The sequence below is a fragment of the Streptomyces sp. NPDC102406 genome (genome assembly GCF_044765725.1).
In the GTDB taxonomy this organism is placed as follows: Bacteria; Actinomycetota; Actinomycetes; order Streptomycetales; family Streptomycetaceae; genus Streptomyces.
Window position 1 is genome coordinate 1 of the sequence record NZ_JBIWKP010000003.1, and the last position, 20,841, is coordinate 20,841.

The 20,841-nt window shown below is 69.4% G+C and carries 14 protein-coding genes, 1 tRNA gene and 1 rRNA gene; 13 read left to right on the plus strand and 3 right to left on the minus strand.

Going from position 1 to position 20,841, the window contains the following annotated elements; genetic code table 11:
* Positions 1-158: 158 nt before the first annotated feature.
* From rrf to ACIRF8_RS13650, 3 genes are all read left to right on the plus strand, one after another.
* Positions 159-275: ribosomal RNA gene (gene rrf / locus ACIRF8_RS13640) — 5S ribosomal RNA — on the plus strand.
* Between the two features lie 118 nt (positions 276-393).
* On the plus strand, positions 394-1,056 hold the full coding sequence (locus tag ACIRF8_RS13645) for a DegT/DnrJ/EryC1/StrS family aminotransferase (RefSeq protein WP_404215880.1): 663 nt from the start codon (positions 394-396) through the stop codon (positions 1,054-1,056).
* Between the two features lie 75 nt (positions 1,057-1,131).
* Positions 1,132-1,204 (plus strand) — tRNA-Thr (locus tag ACIRF8_RS13650).
* A gap of 88 nt (positions 1,205-1,292) precedes the next feature.
* Here ACIRF8_RS13650 and ACIRF8_RS13655 read toward each other — a convergent pair.
* On the minus strand, positions 1,293-3,911 hold the full coding sequence (locus ACIRF8_RS13655) for a SpoIIE family protein phosphatase (RefSeq protein ID WP_404214286.1): 2,619 nt from the start codon (positions 3,909-3,911) through the stop codon (positions 1,293-1,295).
* 369 nt (positions 3,912-4,280) lie between these two features.
* Here ACIRF8_RS13655 and ACIRF8_RS13660 point away from each other — a divergent pair, with 369 nt between their 5' ends.
* The 10 genes from ACIRF8_RS13660 to ACIRF8_RS13705 all read left to right on the plus strand — a co-directional run bounded on the left by ACIRF8_RS13660 (position 4,281) and on the right by ACIRF8_RS13705 (position 19,142).
* Entirely contained in the window at positions 4,281-9,800 is a 5,520-nt protein-coding gene (locus ACIRF8_RS13660; protein ID WP_404214287.1) for a HAMP domain-containing protein, read from the plus strand.
* Positions 9,801-10,074: 274 nt separating this feature from the next.
* Positions 10,075-10,755 (plus strand): two-component system response regulator, encoded by a 681-nt coding sequence (locus ACIRF8_RS13665; RefSeq protein WP_404214289.1) that lies wholly within the window; start codon positions 10,075-10,077, stop codon positions 10,753-10,755.
* A gap of 115 nt (positions 10,756-10,870) precedes the next feature.
* On the plus strand, positions 10,871-13,639 hold the full coding sequence (locus ACIRF8_RS13670; protein WP_404214291.1) for a DNA translocase FtsK: 2,769 nt from the start codon (positions 10,871-10,873) through the stop codon (positions 13,637-13,639).
* Between the two features lie 218 nt (positions 13,640-13,857).
* Positions 13,858-14,715 carry a helix-turn-helix domain-containing protein gene (locus ACIRF8_RS13675; RefSeq protein WP_404214293.1) on the plus strand — a complete coding sequence of 286 codons (858 nt, stop codon included), beginning with the start codon at positions 13,858-13,860 and terminating at the stop codon, positions 14,713-14,715.
* Positions 14,716-14,786: 71 nt separating this feature from the next.
* Positions 14,787-16,247, plus strand: coding sequence for a 30S ribosomal protein S12 methylthiotransferase RimO (gene rimO, locus ACIRF8_RS13680; protein WP_404214295.1), 1,461 nt, complete (start codon positions 14,787-14,789; stop codon positions 16,245-16,247).
* Positions 16,244-16,954 (plus strand): CDP-diacylglycerol--glycerol-3-phosphate 3-phosphatidyltransferase, encoded by a 711-nt coding sequence (gene pgsA / locus ACIRF8_RS13685; RefSeq protein WP_404214297.1) that lies wholly within the window; start codon positions 16,244-16,246, stop codon positions 16,952-16,954. The genes rimO and pgsA overlap by 4 nt, the downstream gene beginning before the upstream one ends.
* Positions 16,951-17,520: a CinA family protein gene (locus ACIRF8_RS13690; protein WP_404214299.1), complete on the plus strand. Its 570-nt coding sequence runs from the start codon at positions 16,951-16,953 to the stop codon at positions 17,518-17,520. The genes pgsA and ACIRF8_RS13690 overlap by 4 nt, the downstream gene beginning before the upstream one ends.
* 109 nt (positions 17,521-17,629) lie before the next feature.
* The gene (locus tag ACIRF8_RS13695) at positions 17,630-18,010 is read left to right on the plus strand and encodes a helix-turn-helix domain-containing protein (protein WP_404214301.1); all 381 of its coding nucleotides are present in this window, start codon (positions 17,630-17,632) and stop codon (positions 18,008-18,010) included.
* A gap of 148 nt (positions 18,011-18,158) precedes the next feature.
* Positions 18,159-18,629 (plus strand): Dps family protein, encoded by a 471-nt coding sequence (locus tag ACIRF8_RS13700; RefSeq protein WP_404214303.1) that lies wholly within the window; start codon positions 18,159-18,161, stop codon positions 18,627-18,629.
* A 111-nt stretch (positions 18,630-18,740) separates the two neighbouring features.
* On the plus strand, positions 18,741-19,142 hold the full coding sequence (locus tag ACIRF8_RS13705) for a hypothetical protein (RefSeq protein ID WP_404214305.1): 402 nt from the start codon (positions 18,741-18,743) through the stop codon (positions 19,140-19,142).
* Between the two features lie 42 nt (positions 19,143-19,184).
* Here the strand turns inward: ACIRF8_RS13705 and ACIRF8_RS13710 are convergent, their stop codons facing one another.
* Both ACIRF8_RS13710 and ACIRF8_RS13715 read right to left on the minus strand, forming a co-directional pair.
* Positions 19,185-19,976, minus strand: coding sequence for an SDR family NAD(P)-dependent oxidoreductase (locus tag ACIRF8_RS13710; RefSeq protein ID WP_404214307.1), 792 nt, complete (start codon positions 19,974-19,976; stop codon positions 19,185-19,187).
* Positions 19,977-20,026: 50 nt separating this feature from the next.
* Entirely contained in the window at positions 20,027-20,833 is an 807-nt protein-coding gene (locus ACIRF8_RS13715; protein WP_404214309.1) for an Fpg/Nei family DNA glycosylase, read from the minus strand.
* Positions 20,834-20,841 lie beyond the last annotated feature (8 nt).

A 20,841-nucleotide genomic window follows, 5' to 3' on the forward strand; every position in this document is an offset into this window, starting at 1 on the left:
TTGATAGGCCAGATCTGGAAGCCCGGTAACGGGTGGAGGTGACTGGTACTAATAGGCCGAGGGCTTGTCCTCAGTTGCTCGCGTCCACTGTGTTGGTTCTGAAACCACGAACAACCGTCGTAGCTATGCCACGGCTCCGGTTGACAGTTTCATAGTGTTTCGGTGGTCATAGCGTGAGGGAAACGCCCGGTTACATTCCGAACCCGGAAGCTAAGCCTCACAGCGCCGATGGTACTGCAGGGGGGACCCTGTGGGAGAGTAGGACGCCGCCGAACTCATATTGAAGAAAGCCGCTGGCTTCGAGCATTACGCTCGAAGCCAGCGGCTTTTTTGTTGCCCGTCACCATGCGTTCACGTTGCGCCAGCAGCATCCAGCGCATGGGCACAGTCGCAATGTTGCAAGCCGCAGGCGTCGGAGCCGGGGACGAAGTGATCGTGCCGGCCTACGGAAACCCCGAGGTCGCCGAAGCCGTCGTACAGGCCGGCGCGGCACCCCACTTCGCCGACATAGACCCGGACACCTACTGCATCGACCCCACAGACGTCGCCTACCGTCTCAGCGCGCGCACCGCCGCCGTCATCGCCGTCCACCGCTTCGGACACCGGGCCGACATCGAGCGCCTTCGACACCTCGGCAGCCGACACGGCCTGCTCGTACTGGAACAGGGCGAGTCCCAGAAGCCGTACGACGAAATGGCGCAACGGCGGGCACACGCCACCTACTTGAGCGCCAGGCTGAGCGGGGTGCGCACGCCCGCCGCACACGACGAGCACACGTACCAGCAGTACGTCGTGCGTGTTCCTGGCAACGGACGGCCCGACAGGGACGCGTTCGCACGCGTACTGCGAGGCAAAGGCGTCGAATGCAGCGTGCCGGTGAAGACGCCCGTCCACCGCCTGTCGGCGTTCCGGCGCGACATCACCCTGCCCGAGACCGAACGGGCCGCCGACGAGACACTCGCCCTGCCCGTCGACGGCACGATGACGCGGAAGCAACTCCAACGAGTGGTGTCCGCGTGCAACGCACTGGGCGGACTGCTCCAACCAGCCTTCTGAAGGGGCGGTTCGAGAGGGCCTGAACTTCAGGTATGCTTTATTCCGTTGCCGGGCGGGAAACCGCACAAGCGACAGGCCCCTATAGCTCAGTCGGTAGAGCGTCTCCATGGTAAGGAGAAGGTCAGCGGTTCGATTCCGCTTGGGGGCTCAATAATTGAGGCTCTCGTCCTGAATCACAGGACGAGAGCCTTTCTTTATTGCCCCGCTCGTCTCTCAACGGCGCCCGCGGTGCCGTATCAGTCGTGCTGGATACCGGGCACACGCATCGCGAGGATCGCCATGTCGTCCGACGGGGCGTCCGCGGCGAAACGCTCCACCGCCCGCATGATGCGGGCCGCCACCGCGCCCGCCGTCAGACCGGTGCAGCCCGACAGAACCTCGGCCAGGCCGTCGTCACCGAGCATGCGCGTGCCCTCGCGGCGCTCCGTGATGCCGTCCGTGACGCACAGCAGGACATCCCCCGGATCGAGCGTCATCGTCTGCTCGTACAGCTCCAGATCGTCCATGACACCCAGCAGCGGCTGCGGCTCAGCGAACGGCTCCACCGAACCGTTCTGCCGCAGACGCAGCGGAAGCGGATGGCCGGCGCAGACCATCTTCAGGACCGCCGAACCGTCCTCCTGCGGCCACAACTCCCCGTAGAGCAGCGTCAGGAAGCGGCTGCGGGCGCCCTCGTCGAGGATCGCCGCGTTCAGGCGCTCCAGGACCGCCGGGCCGCCGAAGCCCTCGCGGGCCAGCAGGCGCAGCGCGTGGCGGGCGAGGCCCGTGACGGCCGCCGCCTCCGGGCCCGTGCCGCAGACATCGCCGATCGCGAAGCCGTACGCGCCGTCGCGGATCGGGAAGAGGTCGTAGAAGTCACCGCCCACCTCGTTGCCCTCGCCGGCCGCGCGGTAGATGACCTCCACCTCGACGCCCGGGACGTCCGGAAGCTCCGGCGGGAGGAGGCTGCGCTGGAGGGACTGGCTGATGGCCATGCGCTCCGAGTACAGGCGCGCGTTGTCCAGGGCCAGCGCCGCCCGGCGGCTCAAGTCCTCGGCCAGCTCCAGGATCTCCTGCCGGAAGTGCTCGTCCGTGGGCTTGCCGAGCGTGAGCATGCCGATGACGCGGTTACGGGCGACGAGCGGGAGCACCACCGTCTCGCCACCGACCGCGGACGCGGTCGCGAGAGTGGTGCCGATGCCCGAGCTGACGTTGGCGGGCTCGCCAAGACCCAGACTGCGCATGGACGTCCGAAGAGCCGCCTGGTGGGCCGCCTCCGCGGGAGCCGCCCAGATGCGGGCGCCCGGGGTCGGCACGGGCTCCGGTGGGGTGATCTTGGAGAGGAGCGCCTTGAGGCCGTCGATACGGTCCTCGTCCTCGTGCAGGACGTAGGAGAGGTACGGCTCCGAGGCCTGGTCGGCGATCATGTAGACCGCGCACCAGGTGGCGAGCGTGGGGACCGTCATCTGGGCCATGAGCGCCAGGGTCTGGTCCCGGTCGAGGGTGCCGGCCAGCAGGTCGGAGGCCTCGACGAGGAAGCTGAGGGAACCGCGGCGAAGCTTCTCGAGCTCGCCGAGGCGGGCCGACTCGACGGCCATGGCGATGCGGTCGGCGGCGAACTGGAGGCGCAGCGCCTCCTCGTTCGAGTAGCGGTCGGGAGCCTCGGCCGCGACGCCGAGGGAACCGGTGAGACGGCCCTCGACCTTCAGCGGAACCGTGACGACCGAACGCATCCCCGTGCCGTTCAACAAAGGCACCGCGCCCGGGACTTGAGTGAGGTCCTCATGGACGGCCGGCATCCGCGCCGAACCGTAGCGGCCGGGGCCGACCTCGACCGGGACCCTGGCGAAGCGCTGGCGGGCCGATGGGAGGCCGGTGGAGGCGCGGACCTCCAACTCCGTCTCGTCGTCGGTCGCCAGGAGCAGGAACGCCGCGTCGGCGTCGAGCATGTCGCGGGCGCGCTCCACCGTGCGCTGGAGCAGCCCGTCGAGGTCGTCCGGGGCGGGGGAGCCGATGAAGATCTCGAAGGCGTCCGCGCCCTGGCTCTCGGACCCGGCGCTGTCCGGCGTGGGCAGGCGCAGCGGCGTCTGGAGCACGGCGCGCTCGTGGTCGCGTACGAGGAGACAGACCGTGGAAGGGTCGCCGTCGGTGTCGCGGACGCGCAGGTGCGAGGCGTAGACCGGGCAGACGCGGCCGCTGGCGCCGCGGATGCCGTAGCTGCCCTCCCAGCGCGAGAGTTGCAGTGCGTCGACGATGCCCGTACTGGTGCCGGGCGTGTGGGGCCAGGCGGCGAGGTCGGTGAGCGGCTTGCCGATGACGTGATCGGCGGAGTAGCCGAAGAGGTGCTCCGCGTCCTCGTTCCAAGCGGTGATCGCACCGGTCTTGTCGATCTGTACGACGGCGACGCGGACCCGCTCGTCGGCGAGGGGCAGGAGTTCCGTGGGGAGGGCGGGCCCTGCGGCGCGGGTGCCCACCGAGCGGCCGGGGAGGTCGATCTGGAACCAGACCTGCTTGTGCGTGGCCGAATAGTCGACGCCCCAGCGGCCCGCGAGCGCGGCGCAGAGCTGGAGGCCGCGTCCGCCCTCCCGGTCCGGGCTGCCCATGTTGATCGCCGCGGACTGAAGCGGGATCTCGCGCTCCGGATAGCGGTCGGAGACCTCGATGCGGACGTGGTCATCGCCGCGCAGGCACAGGACCTCGGCGGAGGTACCCGCATGGACCACGGCGTTGGTCACGAGTTCGCTGGTGAGGACCACGGCGTCGTCGATGATGTCGGCGTAGCCCCAGCCTTGGAGGGTGTCGCGCACGAAGGAGCGGGCGGTCGCGACGGATCGTCCGACCGGTTCGAAGGTCGCAGCCGCGCGCGCGGTGATCACAGAACTCCCTGTACGAGTTGTACTCGCTGTACGAGTGTCGAGGCCCACGTCTCCCGTACCCATGTCGCGGCCGCCCCTCCGATGCCCGCTCGATTTCCGCCACCGCCCAGGCCGGGCGGGCCGGGGTGGGTGGACAGCCGCTGCCAAGGTTACTTACCTTCGCCGTCCATGCGGATGCCGGTCGCCAGTGTTTCCGTCCGGAGGGTGTGCGGAGGGTGTGCGAAGCTGCCGAACTGTTATGGCCTGGTTCAGCCAGGGTGAAACACTGGGCAAGCTTCCGAAGAGAAACGCATTGGTCAGCCGATGCGGCGGTAGAAGCGAACCCGAGCAACCCAAGCAGTTCAGGTCGACCCCTGCGGGAGGGACACAGTGGAGTCTGGCGCAGCGACGCGGGGCAGGAAAGCGCGCGCGGAAGGCGGACAGTCCCTGAATAAACAGCACAAGTCGCGCAATGGCACCACAACGGTGGATACCGCGGCGCTGAACAGGCTGTTGGCAGGTCTCGTGGCGATGCGGGACGGCAACTTCCGCAAGCGGCTCACGGTCAGCGGCGACGGCGTCATGTCCGAGATCGCGGCTGTCTTCAACGAGGTGGCGGACCGGAACCTGCACCTGACCGGGGAACTGTCACGCGTGCGGCGGATGGTCGGGCGGGAGGGCAAGCTCACCGAACGCCTGGAGACGGGCGCTTGCGAGGGCTCCTGGGCCGCCGCCATCAACGCCTCGAACGCGCTGGTCGACGATCTCGTACGGCCCGTCTCCGAGGTCGGCCGGGTGCTCACGGCGGTCGCGGAGGGTGATCTGTCGCCGCGCATGGAGCTGCGCTCCCAGGTGCCGGACGGGACGGGGCATCCGCTGCGGGGCGAGTTCCTCAAGGTCGGGCGGACGGTCAACAACCTGGTCGACCAGCTCTCCACCTTCACGGACGAGGTCACGCGCGTGGCCAGTGAGGTGGGCACCGAGGGCAAGCTGGGGGGCCAGGCGCGCGTACGTGGAATGTCCGGTTCGTGGAAAGACCTCACGGATTCGGTCAACACGATGGCGTACCGGCTCACGGCTCAGGTGCGTGACATTGCTCTCGTCACCACCGCGGTGGCCAAGGGTGACTTGTCCCGAAAGGTCACGGTTCACGTCGCGGGCGAGATGCTCGAGCTGAAGAACACCGTGAACACGATGGTGGACCAGCTCTCGTCGTTCTCCTCCGAGGTCACCCGGGTGGCCCGCGAGGTGGGCACGGAAGGCGAGCTGGGCGGGCAGGCGCAGGTGCCCGGTGTGGCCGGCGTGTGGAAGGACCTCACCGATTCGGTGAACCTCATGGCGGGCAATCTGACCGCCCAGGTGCGTGGCATCGCTCAGGTCACCACGGCCGTGGCCAACGGTGACCTCTCGCAGAAGGTGACGGTGTCGGCGCGGGGCGAGGTCGCCCAGCTCGCCGAGACCATCAACCAGATGACCGAGACCCTCCGTACGTTCGCCGACGAGGTCACGCGTGTGGCCAACGAGGTCGGGGCCGAGGGGCAGCTCGGCGGCCAGGCGAACGTGCCGGGCGCGGCGGGGACCTGGAAGGACCTGACGGACTCCGTCAACACGGTCTTCAGGAACCTCACCACGCAGGTGCGTGACATCGCCACTGTCACGACGGCGGTGGCCAACGGTGATCTCTCCCAGAAGGTCACGGTCGACGTCGCCGGCGAGATGCTGGAGCTGAAGAACACCGTCAACACGATGGTCGACCAGTTGTCGGCCTTCGGCTCCGAGGTCACTCGTGTGGCGCGGGAGATCGGCGTCGAGGGTGAGCTGGGCGGCCAGGCCCTGGTGGTGGGCGCCGCCGGTACGTGGAAGGACCTGACGGACTCCGTCAACACGGCGTTCCGCAACCTCACCGGGCAGGTCCGCAACATCGCCCAGGTGACGACGGCGGTGGCCAACGGCGACCTGTCGCAGAAGGTCACCGTCGACGTCTCCGGCGAGATGCTTCAGTTGAAGAACACCGTCAACACGATGGTGGACCAGCTCTCCAGCTTCGCCGACCAGGTGACCCGGATGGCCCGCGACGTGGGCACGGAGGGCCGCCTCGGCGGTCAGGCCCGGGTGGACGGGGTGAGCGGTACGTGGAAGGAGCTCACCGACTCCGTCAACTTCATGGCGGGGAACCTGACCTCCCAGGTACGGCAGATCGCCCAGGTCACCACGGCCGTCGCGCGTGGTGACCTGTCGCAGAAGATCGACGTGGACGCGCGCGGGGAGATCCTTGAGCTGAAGAACACCATCAACACGATGGTGGACCAGCTCTCCGCCTTCGCCGACCAGGTGACCCGCGTGGCCCGCGAGGTGGGCACGGAGGGGCGCCTCGGCGGGCAGGCGCAGGTGCCCGGCGTCGCCGGTGTCTGGCGCGACCTCACGGACTCCGTGAACGGCATGGCGGGCAACCTCACCGCGCAGGTGCGCAACATCGCGCAGGTCGCCACCGCGGTCGCGCGTGGTGACCTGTCGCAGAAGATCGACGTGGACGCGCGCGGGGAGATCCTTGAGCTGAAGAACACCCTCAACACGATGGTGGACCAGCTCTCGGCCTTCGCCGAGCAGGTGACGCGGGTGGCCCGCGAGGTGGGTACGGACGGCATCCTCGGCGGTCAGGCCGAGGTGCAGGGCGTGTCGGGTACGTGGAAGGACCTGACGCAGTCCGTGAACGGCATGGCGAACAACCTGACCCTCCAGGTCCGCAACATCGCCGAGGTCACCACGGCGGTGGCGCGCGGCGACCTCTCCAAGAAGATCACCGTCGACGCCAAGGGCGAGATCCTCGAACTCGTCACCACGGTGAACACGATGGTCGACCAGTTGTCGTCGTTCGCCGAGCAGGTCACCCGGGTGGCCCGCGAGGTGGGCACCGAGGGGCAGCTCGGCGGTCAGGCGCGGGTGCCCGGTGTCACCGGCATCTGGAAGGACCTGAGCGACAACGTCAACCTGATGGCCAACAACCTGACCATGCAGGTGCGCAACATCTCGCAGGTCGCCAACGCCGTGGCCAACGGCGACCTGACCCGGACGGTCACCATCGAGGCGCGCGGCGAGGTCGCGCAACTCGCCGACACGTTCAACACGATGGTGAAGACGCTGAGTTCGTTCGCCGACCAGGTCACCAAGGTGGCCCGCGAGGTGGGCACGGACGGCATCCTCGGCGGCCAGGCCCGCGTACCCGGTGTGGCCGGTACGTGGAAGGACCTGACCGAGTCCGTGAACGGCATGGCCTCGAACCTCACCGGCCAGGTACGCAACATCGCGATGGTCACGACGGCCATCGCCAAGGGCGACCTGACCAAGAAGATCGACATCGACGCGCGCGGTGAGATCCTCGAACTGAAGACGACGATCAACACGATGGTCGACCAGCTCTCGTCGTTCGCCGAGCAGGTCACCCGGGTGGCCCGCGAGGTGGGTACCGAGGGCCAGTTGGGCGGCCAGGCGCGCGTGCGCGACGTGGACGGCACCTGGCGCGACCTGACCGAGTCCGTGAACGAGATGGCGGGGAACCTGACCCGTCAGGTGCGCGCCATCGCGGCCGTCGCCACCGCGGTGACCCGTGGCGACCTCAACCTGAAGATCGACGTCGACGCGGCGGGCGAGATCCAGGTCCTCCAGGACAACATCAACAAGATGATCTCGAACCTGCGCGACACCACGATCGCCAACGAGGAACAGGACTGGCTGAAGGGCAACCTGGCCCGTATCTCGGGTCTGATGCAGGGCCGGCGCGACCTCGACGACGTGGCCTCGCTCATCATGAGCGAGCTGACGCCGGTGGTCTCGGCGCAGCACGGCGCGTTCTTCCTGGCCGTGCCCCTGGAGGACGGCGCCGACGCGACGGCGGCGTCCGAGGACGCGTACGAACTGCGGATGTGCGGCAGTTACGGCTACTCCATGGGCTCCATGCCGACGTCCTTCCGGCCCGGCGAGACGCTCATCGGGACCGCCGCCCAGGAGCGGCGCACGATCCTCGTGGACAACGCGCCCAGCGGCTACCTGAAGATCTCCTCCGGGCTCGGCGAGGCGCCGCCGGCGCAGGTCATCGTGATCCCCGTGCTCTTCGAGGGGACGGTGCTCGGTGTGATCGAGCTGGCGTCCTTCACGCCGTTCACGCAGATCCAGAAGGACTTCCTCGGGCAGATCGCGGAGATGATCGCGACGAGCGTCAACACGATCTCCGTGAACACCAAGACGGAGGTGCTGCTGAAGCAGTCGCAGGAGCTGACCGAGCAACTGCGGGAGCGCTCGGCCGAGTTGGAGAACCGGCAGAAGGCCCTCCAGGCGTCCAACGCCGAACTGGAGGAGAAGGCCGAACTGCTCGCCCAGCAGAACCGCGACATCGAGGTGAAGAACACCGAGATCGAGGAGGCGCGGCAGGTCCTGGAGGAGCGTGCCGAGCAGCTCGCGGTGTCGATGCGCTACAAGAGCGAGTTCCTCGCCAACATGTCGCACGAGCTGCGTACGCCGCTCAACTCGCTGCTGATCCTCGCCAAGTTGCTCGCCGACAACGCCGACGCGAACCTCACGCCCAAGCAGGTGGAGTTCGCCGAGACGATCCACGGGGCCGGTTCCGACCTGCTCCAGTTGATCAACGACATCCTGGACCTGTCGAAGGTCGAGGCGGGCAAGATGGACGTCTCGCCGACGCGGATCGCGCTGGTGCAGCTCGTCGACTACGTGGAGGCGACGTTCCGGCCGCTGACCGCGGAGAAGCAGCTCGACTTCTCCGTTCGGGTCTCCCCGGAGCTGCCCACCACCTTGCACACCGACGAACAGCGCCTTCTCCAGGTGCTGCGCAACCTGCTCTCCAACGCGGTCAAGTTCACCGACTCCGGTGCCGTGGAGCTCGTCATCAGGCCGGCGGGTGCCGACGTGCCGAACGCGATCCGGGAACAGCTCCTGGAAGCGGGCTCGTTGCGGGAGGCGGACGGTGATCTGATCGCCTTCTCTGTGACCGACACCGGCATCGGGATCGCGGCCAGCAAGATGCGGGTCATCTTCGAGGCGTTCAAGCAGGCCGACGGCACCACCAGCCGAAAGTACGGCGGCACGGGCCTCGGGCTCTCCATCAGCCGTGAGATCGCCCGCCTGCTGGGCGGTGAGATCCACGCGGCGAGCGAGCCGGGCCGCGGCTCCACATTCACGCTGTACCTGCCGCTGCACGCGAGCGAACTGCCGCCCCAGGGCTACACGCAGCTCGCACCGGCCGTCGAGCCCGGCCGGCCGCTCGCCCTGGACGCCGTGCCGGAGTCGGCCGAAGCGGAGACGTCCGCCGAGGCGTCCGAGTCCGCCGAGGCGCAGGCCCCGGCGGAGGTGACGTCGTACCAGGAGACGCAGAGCGGTGCCGCGGCGCTCTTCCGGCGGCGCCGCAGGCCCGCACCCTCGTCCGAGTCCCGTTCGGCGCTCTCCGGGCAGCCGGCGCCCGCGCAGCACTGGGAGGACGGCGAGGGGCTGAGCGCTCCCGTGCCGCGCCGCTCGTTCCGCTTCGGCGGCGAGAAGGTGCTGATCGTGGACGACGACATCCGCAACGTCTTCGCGCTCACCAGCGTCCTGGAGCAGCACGGCCTCTCGGTCCTGTACGCGGAGAACGGGCGGGAGGGCATCGAGGTCCTGGAGCAGCACGACGACGTGACCGTCGTGCTGATGGACATCATGATGCCGGAGATGGACGGCTACGCGACGACGACGGCGATCCGCAGGATGCCGCAGTTCGCCGGACTGCCGATCATCGCGCTCACCGCCAAGGCCATGAAGGGGGACCGGGAGAAGGCGATCGAGTCCGGCGCTTCCGACTACGTCACGAAGCCGGTGGACCCTGATCACCTGTTGTCCGTGATGGAGCAGTGGATGCGCGGTGAGTGACCGGAATCAGAGAGATTCACGCGGGGTTGCTGACTGAGTGTGGCCGCGCCCGTGTAAGAGTGCGGTAACCGGGGAACCTTCTGGTCTCCCGCTGCGTTTCTGCTACGTGCACAGTGACATCTCGGTGACAGGGTGTGGTGGCAGGCGGGGTGCGGCTACGATGACCGGCACAAGGACGGACGACGCAAGGGAGTCGTCCCCTGGGGCGGCGACAGGAGCCTCCCCGATTCCTGCGGACAGGGGCGGCCCCATGCCGGGGCGAGGAGGGCGGGCCATGGTGCAGAAGGCCAAGATCCTCCTGGTCGATGACCGGCCGGAGAATCTGCTGGCGCTGGAGGCCATCCTCTCTGCGCTCGATCAGACGCTGGTGCGGGCATCGTCCGGGGAGGAAGCGCTCAAAGCGCTGCTCACGGACGATTTCGCGGTCATTCTGTTGGACGTTCAGATGCCCGGAATGGACGGATTCGAAACCGCCGCGCACATCAAGCGCCGGGAGCGGACACGCGACATCCCGATCATCTTCCTCACCGCGATCAACCACGGGCCGCACCACACGTTCCGCGGGTACGCGGCCGGCGCGGTGGACTACATCTCCAAGCCGTTCGACCCCTGGGTGCTGCGCGCGAAGGTCTCGGTCTTCGTCGAGCTGTACATGAAGAACTGCCAGCTCCGGGAGCAGGCCGCGCTGCTGCGCCTCCAGTTGGAAGGCGGTGGCAGGGCCGTCGGCGAGACGAAGGAGCCCGCGGGGCTGCTCGCGGAGCTGTCGGCGCGGCTCGCCGCGGTCGAGGAGCAGGCCGAGGCGCTGTCCAAGCAGCTCGACGACGACTCGGCGGACGCGGCGGCCGTGGCCACCGCCGCCCACCTGGAGCGCAAACTCACCGGCCTGCGCAGGGCCCTTGACGCCCTTGAGCCCGGCACGGGTAGCGGCGCCCCGTCCCTGCCGTCCCAGAGCTGAGTCTCCGAGCCGGTTCTGAGGTCGCGTCAGTTCAAGCCCCGTCAGGACGCGACACGAAAGAGTGAAGCACTGGGCACACGTGTACGCGGACGCCTCCCCCGGTAACCTCACACCTATGGCCCCACGTCCCGCAGCCAAGAAGCCGCCCGCGAAAAAGGTGGCCGCGCCGACCAAGGCTCCGGCGAGGAAGGCCCCTGCGAAAAAGGCCCCCGCCAAGAAGGCCGTGGCGAAGGCGCCCGCCCGGAAGGCGGCGGCGAAGAAGCCCGCGCCCAAGGCGGCGCCCAGCCCCACGGGGGGCTTGTACCGGCTCGTGCGCGCCCTGTGGCTCGGTGTCGCGCACAGCGTGGGAGCGATGTTCCGCGGCATAGGGCGTGGCGCCAAGGGGCTCGACCCGGCGCACCGCAAGGACGGTCTCGCGCTGCTGCTGCTCGGCATCGCGCTGATCTGCGCGGCCGGTACCTGGTCCAATCTGCGGGGTCCGGTCGGCGACCTGGTCGAGATGCTGGTGACCGGCGCGTTCGGCCGACTCGACCTGCTCGTGCCGATACTGCTCGGCGTCATCGCCGTACGCCTCATCCGCCACCCCGAGAAGCCCGAGGCCAACGGGCGCATCGTCATCGGTCTGTCCGCGCTCGTCGTCGGTGTGCTCGGCCAGGTCCACATCGCGTGCGGCTCACCCGCGCGCGATGACGGCATGCAGGCCATAAGGGACGCGGGCGGGCTCATCGGCTGGGCCGCCGCGACGCCCCTCAGCTTCACGATGACCGAGGTGCTCGCGGTCCCGCTGCTCGTCCTGCTCACCGTCTTCGGGCTGCTCGTGGTCACCGCGACGCCGGTCAACGCGATCCCGCAGCGGCTTCGGCTGCTCGGCGTACGGCTCGGCATCGTGCACGACGAGTTCGCCGTCGAGGAGTTCGCGGGGGAGGAGTACGACGACGAGTACCGTCCGGCCGGGTCTTCGCCCGCGAGGCGGCGCGCCGCGACCCCCGCGGTGTACGACCCCGAGCGCATAGAGGAGGACGCCCTCTCCAAGCGGCGCAGGCCCCGGCGCACCTCCGGGCAGCCCGCCATGGACCGCCCCATGGACGCCGTCGACGTGGCCGCTGCTGCCGCCGCCGCGCTGGACGGTGCCGTGCTGCACGGCATGCCGCCGTCCCCGCTGGTCGCCGACCTCACACAGGGTGTCGGCACGGACCGCGGGGAGCGCTCCGGGGAGGTCCCCGCGCCGGCGCGCACGCCGGTGCCGACGGCCCGCGGGAAGAAGCCCGAGCCCGTCGCCGCCGGGCCCGAGCCGGATTCCGAGCCGACCCCGTCGACGCTCGCGGTGCCCGACCTGACCAAGTCCTCGCCCGAGGACAGGCGGGAGCGGGACCTGCCGCCGCGCGCCGAGCAGCTCCAGCTCGCGGGCGACATCACCTATGCGCTGCCCTCACTCGACCTGCTGACGCGCGGGGGACCCGGCAAGTCGCGCAGCGCCGCCAACGACGCCGTCGTCGCGTCGCTCACGACCGTGTTCACCGAGTTCAAGGTCGACGCGGCCGTCACCGGCTTCACGCGCGGACCGACGGTCACGCGCTACGAGGTCGAGCTCGGCCCCGCCGTGAAGGTCGAGAAGATCACGGCCCTGGCGAAGAACATCGCCTACGCCGTCGCCTCCCCGGACGTCCGAATCATCAGCCCCATCCCGGGCAAGTCCGCGGTCGGCATCGAGATCCCGAACACCGACCGCGAGATGGTCAACGTCGGGGACGTGCTGCGCCTCGCGGACGCGGCCGAGGACGATCACCCGATGCTGGTCGCGCTCGGCAAGGACGTCGAGGGCGGCTACGTGATGGCGAACATGGCGAAGATGCCGCACATCCTCGTCGCCGGCGCCACGGGTTCGGGCAAGTCGTCCTGCATCAACTGCCTCATCACCTCGATCATGGTGCGAGCGACCCCCGAGGACGTACGGATGGTCCTCGTCGACCCCAAGCGCGTCGAGCTGACCGCGTACGAGGGGATCCCGCACCTCATCACGCCGATCATCACCAACCCCAAGAAGGCCGCCGAAGCGCTCCAGTGGGTCGTGCGTGAGATGGATCTGCGCTACGACGACCTCGCGGCGTTCGGCTACCGGCACATCGACGACTTCAACCAGGCCATCCGCGACGGCAAGCTCAAGACACCCGAGGGCAGCGAGCGGGAGCTGAAGACCTACCCGTACCTGCTGGTGATCGTCGACGAGCTCGCCGACCTGATGATGGTCGCGCCGCGGGACGTCGAGGACGCCATCGTGCGGATCACGCAGCTCGCGCGCGCGGCCGGCATCCACCTGGTGCTCGCCACGCAGCGTCCCTCGGTCGACGTGGTCACCGGTCTCATCAAGGCGAACGTGCCCTCCCGTCTCGCCTTCGCCACCTCCTCGCTCGCCGACAGCCGCGTCATCCTGGACCAGCCCGGCGCCGAGAAGCTCATCGGCAAGGGCGACGGCCTGTTCCTGCCGATGGGCGCGAACAAGCCGACCCGAATGCAGGGCGCCTTCGTCACCGAGGACGAGATCCACGCCGTCGTGCAGCACTGCAAGGACCAGATGGCGCCCGTCTTCAGGGACGACGTCACCGTGGGCACCAAGCAGAAGAAGGAGATCGACGAGGACATCGGCGACGATCTGGAGCTGTTGTGCGCCGCCGCCGAGTTGGTCGTCTCCACCCAGTTCGGCTCCACGTCCATGCTCCAGCGCAAGCTCCGGGTGGGCTTCGCCAAGGCAGGGCGCCTGATGGACCTCATGGAGTCGCGCAACATCGTCGGGCCGAGCGAGGGCTCCAAGGCCCGCGACGTCCTCGTCAAACCGGACGAACTGGACGGAGTACTCGCGGTCATCCGCGGGGAGGCCGAATCCTGAGGGATCTTTCGCTTTGATGTCACTCGTACGGGGATCCAGGGCAACCGTTTCCCCGACGAGTACGTCAAGTTGAGGGAAGGGACGACTTCTTGTCCCACCATCAGGATGTCGGGCCATTCCGATGGCGTACAAAGTCCGACCGCCCGGTTGCCCCACCCTTTCGTACCCCCCCTAGACTGAACCTCCAGCAGGTGGTTACACGCTCGAAAGGCGCCCCCGTGTCCATCGGCAACTCCCCTGAAGACGACCGTCCTTCACAAGACCGTCCTTCGGAAGACAGCACCCCGCCCACGGACGACGGGCCCTCGATCGGTCGTGCCCTCCAGCAGGCACGTATCGCCGCGGGGCTGACCGTCGACCAGGTCAGCCAGTCGACCCGGGTACGCGTCCCGATCGTGCACGCCATCGAGGACGACGACTTCTCCCGCTGTGGCGGCGACGTGTACGCGCGCGGTCACATCCGGGCGCTCGCGCGCGCGGTGGGCGTCGACCCGGAGCCGCTCGTGACGCGGTACGGCGACGGGCACGGCGGGCGTCCCGCGCCCACGTCGGCCGCCCCGCTGTTCGAGGCCGAACGCATCCGTTCCGAGCCGCGCCGGCCCAACTGGACCGCCGCCATGGTCGCCGCCATCGTGGCCGTCATCGCCTTCGTGGGGTACACGGTGGCCCGCGGGGGCGACGACAGCGGTGACAAGCAGCAGGCCGCGGAGGGCGCCACGCCCGCGACCAGCAAGCCCGCCCCCAAGCCGAGCACGAAGAAGCCCGTCGACCCCAAGCCGGACCTGTCGGACAGCGCGATCGCGGCCGCCCCTCAGGACAAGGTCACCGTGAAGCTCAACGCCGCGCAGGGGCGTAGCTGGATCTCCGCGAAGGATCACAACGGGCGGATCATGTTCGACGGACTGCTCGAAAAGGGGCAGACGAAGACCTTCCAGGACAGCACGAAGATCGATCTCGTGCTCGGTGACGCCGGTGCCATACAGCTCTTCGTGAACGGCAAGCAGATCGAGGACGCGTTCCAGCCGGGCCAGGTCGAGCGGCTCACGTACACGAAGGGCGACCCGGAAGTCGGCTGACGGACGGCCCGGACGATCTTCGGCAACCCTCGAGGCGAGGGCTGTCAGAGGAACGAAGTAGTCTTGAGTCCATGCCCGAACGCCGTACCGTCGCACTTGTCACCCTTGGCTGCGCCCGTAACGAGGTGGACTCGGAGGAGCTCGCAGGCCGCTTGGAGGCGGACGGCTGGGAGCTCGTCGAGGACGCCGAGGCCGCGGATGTCGCCGTCGTCAACACCTGCGGCTTCGTCGAAGCCGCCAAGAAGGACTCCGTCGACGCCCTGCTCGAGGCCAACGATCTGAAGGGCCACGGCAGAACCCAGGCCGTCGTCGCTGTCGGCTGCATGGCCGAGCGATACGGCAAGGAACTGGCCGACGCGCTGCCCGAGGCCGACGGCGTACTCGGATTCGACGACTACGAGGACATCTCCGGCCGTCTCCAGACCATCCTGGCCGGTGGCAGCGTGGAGGCGCACGCCCCGCGCGACCGGCGCAAGCTGCTGCCCATCAGCCCTGCCGAGCGTCAGGAGGCCGGAGCCGCCGTCGCGCTGCCCGGCCACGCCCCCGCGGACCTGCCCGACGGGGTCGCGCCCGCTTCGGGGCCGCGCGCGCCGCTGCGCCGCCGCCTCGACGGAGCGCCCGTCGCCTCCGTGAAGCTGGCCTCCGGCTGCGACCGCCGCTGCTCGTTCTGCGCCATCCCGTCGTTCCGCGGCTCCTTCATCTCGCGCCGCCCCAGCGACGTACTGAACGAGACGCGCTGGCTGGCCGAGCAGGGCGTCAAGGAGGTCATGCTGGTCTCCGAGAACAACACCTCGTACGGCAAGGACCTGGGCGACATCCGCCTCCTGGAGTCGCTGCTGCCCGAGCTGGCCGCCGTCGACGGGATCGAGCGAGTCCGCGTCAGCTACCTCCAGCCGGCCGAGATGCGGCCAGGACTCGTCGACGTACTGACGGGGACCGACAAGGTCGTCCCGTACTTCGACCTCTCCTTCCAGCACTCCGCGCCCGGCGTGCTGCGCGCGATGCGGCGCTTCGGTGACACGGACCGGTTCCTGGAGCTCCTCGACACCATTCGGAGCAAGGCGCCGCAGGCCGGTGTCCGGTCGAACTTCATCGTGGGCTTCCCCGGCGAGTCCGAATCCGACTTCGCCGAGCTGGAGCGCTTCCTGAACGGGGCACGTCTGGACGCCATCGGCGTCTTCGGCTACTCCGACGAGGAGGGCACGGAAGCGGCGACGTACGAGAACAAGCTGGACGAGGACGTCGTCGCCGAGCGCCTCGCGCGCGTGTCCCGCCTTGCCGAGCAACTGGTGTCGCAGCGGGCCGAGGAGCGCCTCGGCGAGACCGTCGAGGTGCTCGTGGAGTCCGTGGACGCCGAGGACGGTGTCGTCGGGCGCGGTGCGCACCAGGCGCCCGAGACGGACGGGCAGGTGCGTCTCACGGGGGGCGCCGAGTTCGGCATCGGCCGTATGGTCGTGGCGAAGGTGGTCGGGACCGAGGGCGTGGACCTCGTCGCGGAGCCGATCGAGGGGCTTGAGGAGGCGGCCAGATGACCGGAGCCCCGGCATCCGCCACGGGCGGGACCGGCACGCCGGCGCCCGGCGGCAAGCTGGGCGCTGCGGCCGTCGACCAGGCGAGCCTGTGGAACATCGCCAACATCCTGACCATGGTGCGGCTGCTGCTCGTGCCCGGGTTCGTGATGCTCATGCTGGCCGACGGCGGGTACGACCCGGCGTGGCGGGCCTGGGCCTGGGCCGCGTTCGCCGTCGCCATGATCACCGACATCTTCGACGGGCATCTGGCGCGTACGTACAACCTGGTCACCGACTTCGGGAAGATCGCCGACCCCATCGCCGACAAGGCGATCATGGGCGCGGCGCTGATCTGCCTGTCCTCGCTCGGGGACCTGCCGTGGTGGGTGACCGGCGTCATCCTGGGGCGTGAGATCGGGATCACGCTGATGCGCTTCCTGGTCATCCGGTACGGAGTCATTCCGGCCAGCCGCGGCGGCAAGATGAAGACGCTCGCCCAGGGCACGGCCGTCGGCATGTACGTCTTGGCGTTGACCGGGCCGCTGGCCACGCTCCGGTTCTGGGTGATGGCCGTGGCGGTCGCGCTGACCGTGCTGACCGGCCTCGACTACGTACGGCAGGCGGTCGTGCTGCGGCGCGCGGGCCTGGCGGAGGTGGCGGCCGCGGCGGCGGTGTCGCAGGCGGCGTCCTCGGAGCAGGCGGCGTCCTCGGAGGCGGCCGAGAAGTGACGGGTGAGGCTGCCGAGGTGCTGCGGCTGCTGGCGGAGCGGGGGGAGACCCTTGCGGTGGCCGAGTCGCTGACCGGTGGGCTCGTCGCCGCGGAGCTGGTCGCGGTGCCGGGGGCCTCGAAGGTCCTGCGCGGGTCCGTCACGGCGTACGCGACCGAACTCAAGCACAAGGTGCTCGGAGTGGACGACGCTCTGCTCGCCGCGCACGGGCCCGTCCATCCCGAGGTCGCGTTGCAGATGGCGGCGGGTGTGCGGGAGGTACTGGGTGCGGACTGGGGGATCGCCACGACCGGCGTCGCCGGTCCCGAACCGCAGGACGGACAGCCGGTGGGCACCGTCTACGTGGCCGCCGTGGGGCCGGTGGGCAGCGCTGCGCAGGGCACCCGGAATTTCGCTGGTAGCCGCAAAGTGCTGGAGCTGCGGTTGAACGGCGGCCGGACGGAAATCCGTAGGGAGAGTGTACGGAGCGTGCTCGTCCTGCTCACGGATGAGCTGGTCGGAGGGCGTTCCGGCGAACATGGTGAGAATGCGCGGGCACAGGATACGGAACAGAACGGGGGGTTTTGATGTTTGCAGCCCTGAGTGAACACGACATCGCTCCCCGCACGGCCGCGGCACGAGGCGGTACGGTGGGGCGTGAAGGATGCGGCTACGCGGTCCGAGGAGGGAGCCACCGATGATTCTGCTCCGTCGCCTGTTGGGTGACGTGCTGCGTCGGCAGCGCCAGCGCCAGGGCCGTACTCTGCGCGAAGTCTCCTCGTCCGCCCGAGTCTCGCTCGGCTATCTCTCCGAGGTTGAGCGGGGGCAGAAGGAGGCTTCCTCCGAACTGCTTTCCGCTATCTGCGACGCGCTTGACGTACGGATGTCCGAGCTGATGCGCGAGGTGAGCGACGAGCTCGCTCTCGCGGAGCTGGCCGAGTCGGCAGCAGCGGTCCCGTCGGAGCCGGTGCGCACGCCGGTTCGTCCGATGCTCAATTCTGTCTCCGTGACCGGTGTCCCGCCGGAACGAGTGACGATCAAGGCACCTGCCGAGGCGGTCGACGTCGTAGCGGCGTAGCCCCTGGTGCAGTGTGAAGTGTGCAAGGCCCCGGCCGGAGTTCGGTCGGGGCTTTCGGCTGTGCGCGCACAGTGACCCGTTGTCGCTTCGTGTGTCCGGAATAGTGCATCTGTGCCATCGTTGGTCGTGATTCCACACGGAGGTAGGGATGTACGTGAAGAGTCCGCTGTCCGACGCTGACCTGAAGACTGTCGCCGAAGCGCTGCAAGGCGCGCTCGTCGATCTCGTGGACCTCTCCCTCGTGGCGAAGCAGGTCCACTGGAACGTGGTGGGTCCCCGGTTCCGTTCGGTCCACCTTCAGCTCGACGAGGTCGTGGACACCGCCCGCCAGCACTCCGACACCGTCGCGGAGCGGGCCTCGACGCTGGGCGTCCCGCCGGACGGGCGGGCGAAGACCGTCGCCGCCAGCAGCGGCATCGGCACGGTGTCCGACGGCTGGGTGAAGGACACGGACGCCGTGAACACGCTCGTCGAGGCGCTCGGCGCGGTGATCACCAGGATGCGCGGGCGGATCGAGGCGACCGGCGAGGCGGACCCGGTGAGCCAGGACATCTTCATCGGCATCACGGCCGATCTGGAGAAGCACCATTGGATGTTCCAGGCCGAGAACCGGGGCTGAACGCGGTATCCGGTCCGTGCGCCGGGCGGTGTGGAGCGTGGGGCGTGTCACGGGGTGCGGTGGGTGAAGCGCGGTGGGCGAGGTCCGGCTGACGGGCGGAGGTGAGCGGTCGTGGCAGGGCGGCTGCTGCGCTGGATACCGGGTGGGGCGCCGGGGGCGCCGCATCGGATACCGGGTGTGATGCTCGGCGCGCTGCGCTGGATACCGGGGCTGGTGCTCGGCGCGCTGTGGTGGTGGGGCGTGCTGCGCCTGGCCCTCGCGCCGGACGCCGGGGCGTTGGAGGGGGCGGTGGCCGCCGGGGGCTGGGGTCTGAGCCTGCTGCCGGTGCACGCGCTGCCGAAGGCGCGGGCGACGGGGGTCGCGGGGACATCGGGGCGTCGGGGCGGGGCGCGGCGGACGCGGGCGGTGGAAGGAGAGGGGGACGGCGGGGCGGGAGCGCGGGGGCGGTGGAGCTTCGGGATGCGGGGGCGGATCATGCAGGTGTGGCGGCGGCGCCGTTCGGGCGGGGCGTGAACGCGTCGTCACCGCGTTGCGGGGGCAGGGCGTGGCGGCCGATCACCACGGCATGGCGACGCCGCCGTTCGGGCGGAGGATCTGGCCGGTGGTGAACGCCGAGGCGTCCGAGGCCAGGTGCAGCACCGCGTGCGCGACGTCCTCGGGTTCTCCGACCCGGCCGAGCGGCGCCATGCGCACCATCACGGATTCGGTGTGGGCCTGGGCGCTCTGATCGTGGCGGGTCGTCATCGGGGTGCGGATCCAGCCCGGGGCGACGGCGTTGACGCGTATGCCGTGCCCACCGACCTCCGTGGCGAGCGTCTTGGTGAGCTGGACGACGGCGGCCTTGGCGGCGCCGTAGCAGAGCAGGCCGGCACCGCCGGTGTCGACCGCGCCCGAGGCCATGGTGATGATCGAACCGCGGGTGCCGGTCGCGATCATCGAGCGGGCCGCTGCCTGGCACGCGTACAGAACGCCCTTGAAGTTGACGGCGAGTACGCGGTCGAGATCCTCTTCGCGGGTCTCCAGGACGGGACTGCTGTGCATGATCCCCGCGATGGCGGCCATGATGTCCAGGCCGCCGCTGGGCCCGGTCGAGGCGGCGGTGACGGCGGTGGCGACGGCCTCGGCGATCTGGGTGCGGTCGGACACGTCGAGGGCGTGCGTGTGGGCCGTGCCGCCGTTCTCCTTGATGAGGGCCGCCGTCTCGTGCAGGCCCTGCGCGTCCCGGTCCGCGCAGTGCACGGTCGCGCCCGCCTCGGCGAGGAGCACGGCCGAGGCGCGTCCGATACCGCTCGCGGCGCCGGTGACGAATGCGGTGCGTCCGGTGAGGTCGTACGCCTTGACGGGCATGAGGGGACCGTACGAGCTTTCCTGACGACCCGTCAATTAGTGTGCGTGGCTCACCTGGTGGGGTGTGGTCCCGGCTGGCAGGTGGGGCACCAGTAGGTGGGGCGTTCCCGGGAGCCGTCGCCCTGCTCGGCCACCCGGATCGGCGTGCGGCACCGCATGCAGGGCCGTGCGGCCCGCCCGTAGACGTACAGGCGCTCACCGGGGCGGTCGCGGCCGGTGGTCATCCGGTTGGGGCGGTCGCGGTTGACTTCGAGGAGCTTCTTGCAGAGCAGCGGGAGCTGCCGCGCGGTTTCCGGGGCCAGTTCGCCGACCGGGAGCCAGGGCGTGATGCCGAGGAGGAAGCAGAGCTCGGACTTGAAGACATTGCCGATCCCGGCGAGGTTGCGCTGGTCGAGGACGGCCTCGCCGACGGCGCGGGCGGGGTCCCTCAGCACGTTGCTCAGGGCCTTGTCGGGGTCCCAGTCCGGGCCGAGCAGGTCGGGGCCGAGATGGCCGACGGCCTTGGACTCCTCGCTGGTGCGCAGCAGTTCGAGCACGGGGAGCCGGTAGCCCACGGCCGCGTGCGACGCGTTGGCGAGAATGGCCCGGATCTGGTGGGTGGGGCCGCCGCGCCAGCGCTCACCCGGGGCGTAAATCTTCCAGGAGCCGTCCATCCGCAGGTGCGAGTGGAGAGTGAGGCCACCCTCGATCCGGGTCATCAGGTGCTTGCCGCGCGCGATGACGTCCACGACCGTGCGCCCGGTCAGGTCAGCCGTGGCGAACCGGGGGACACGCAGGTCGGAGCGGACCAGGATCTGGCCCGCGAGCGCGGTGTGCAGCCTCTTCGCGGCCTGTAGGACGGTGTCTCCTTCGGGCATGACTCCAG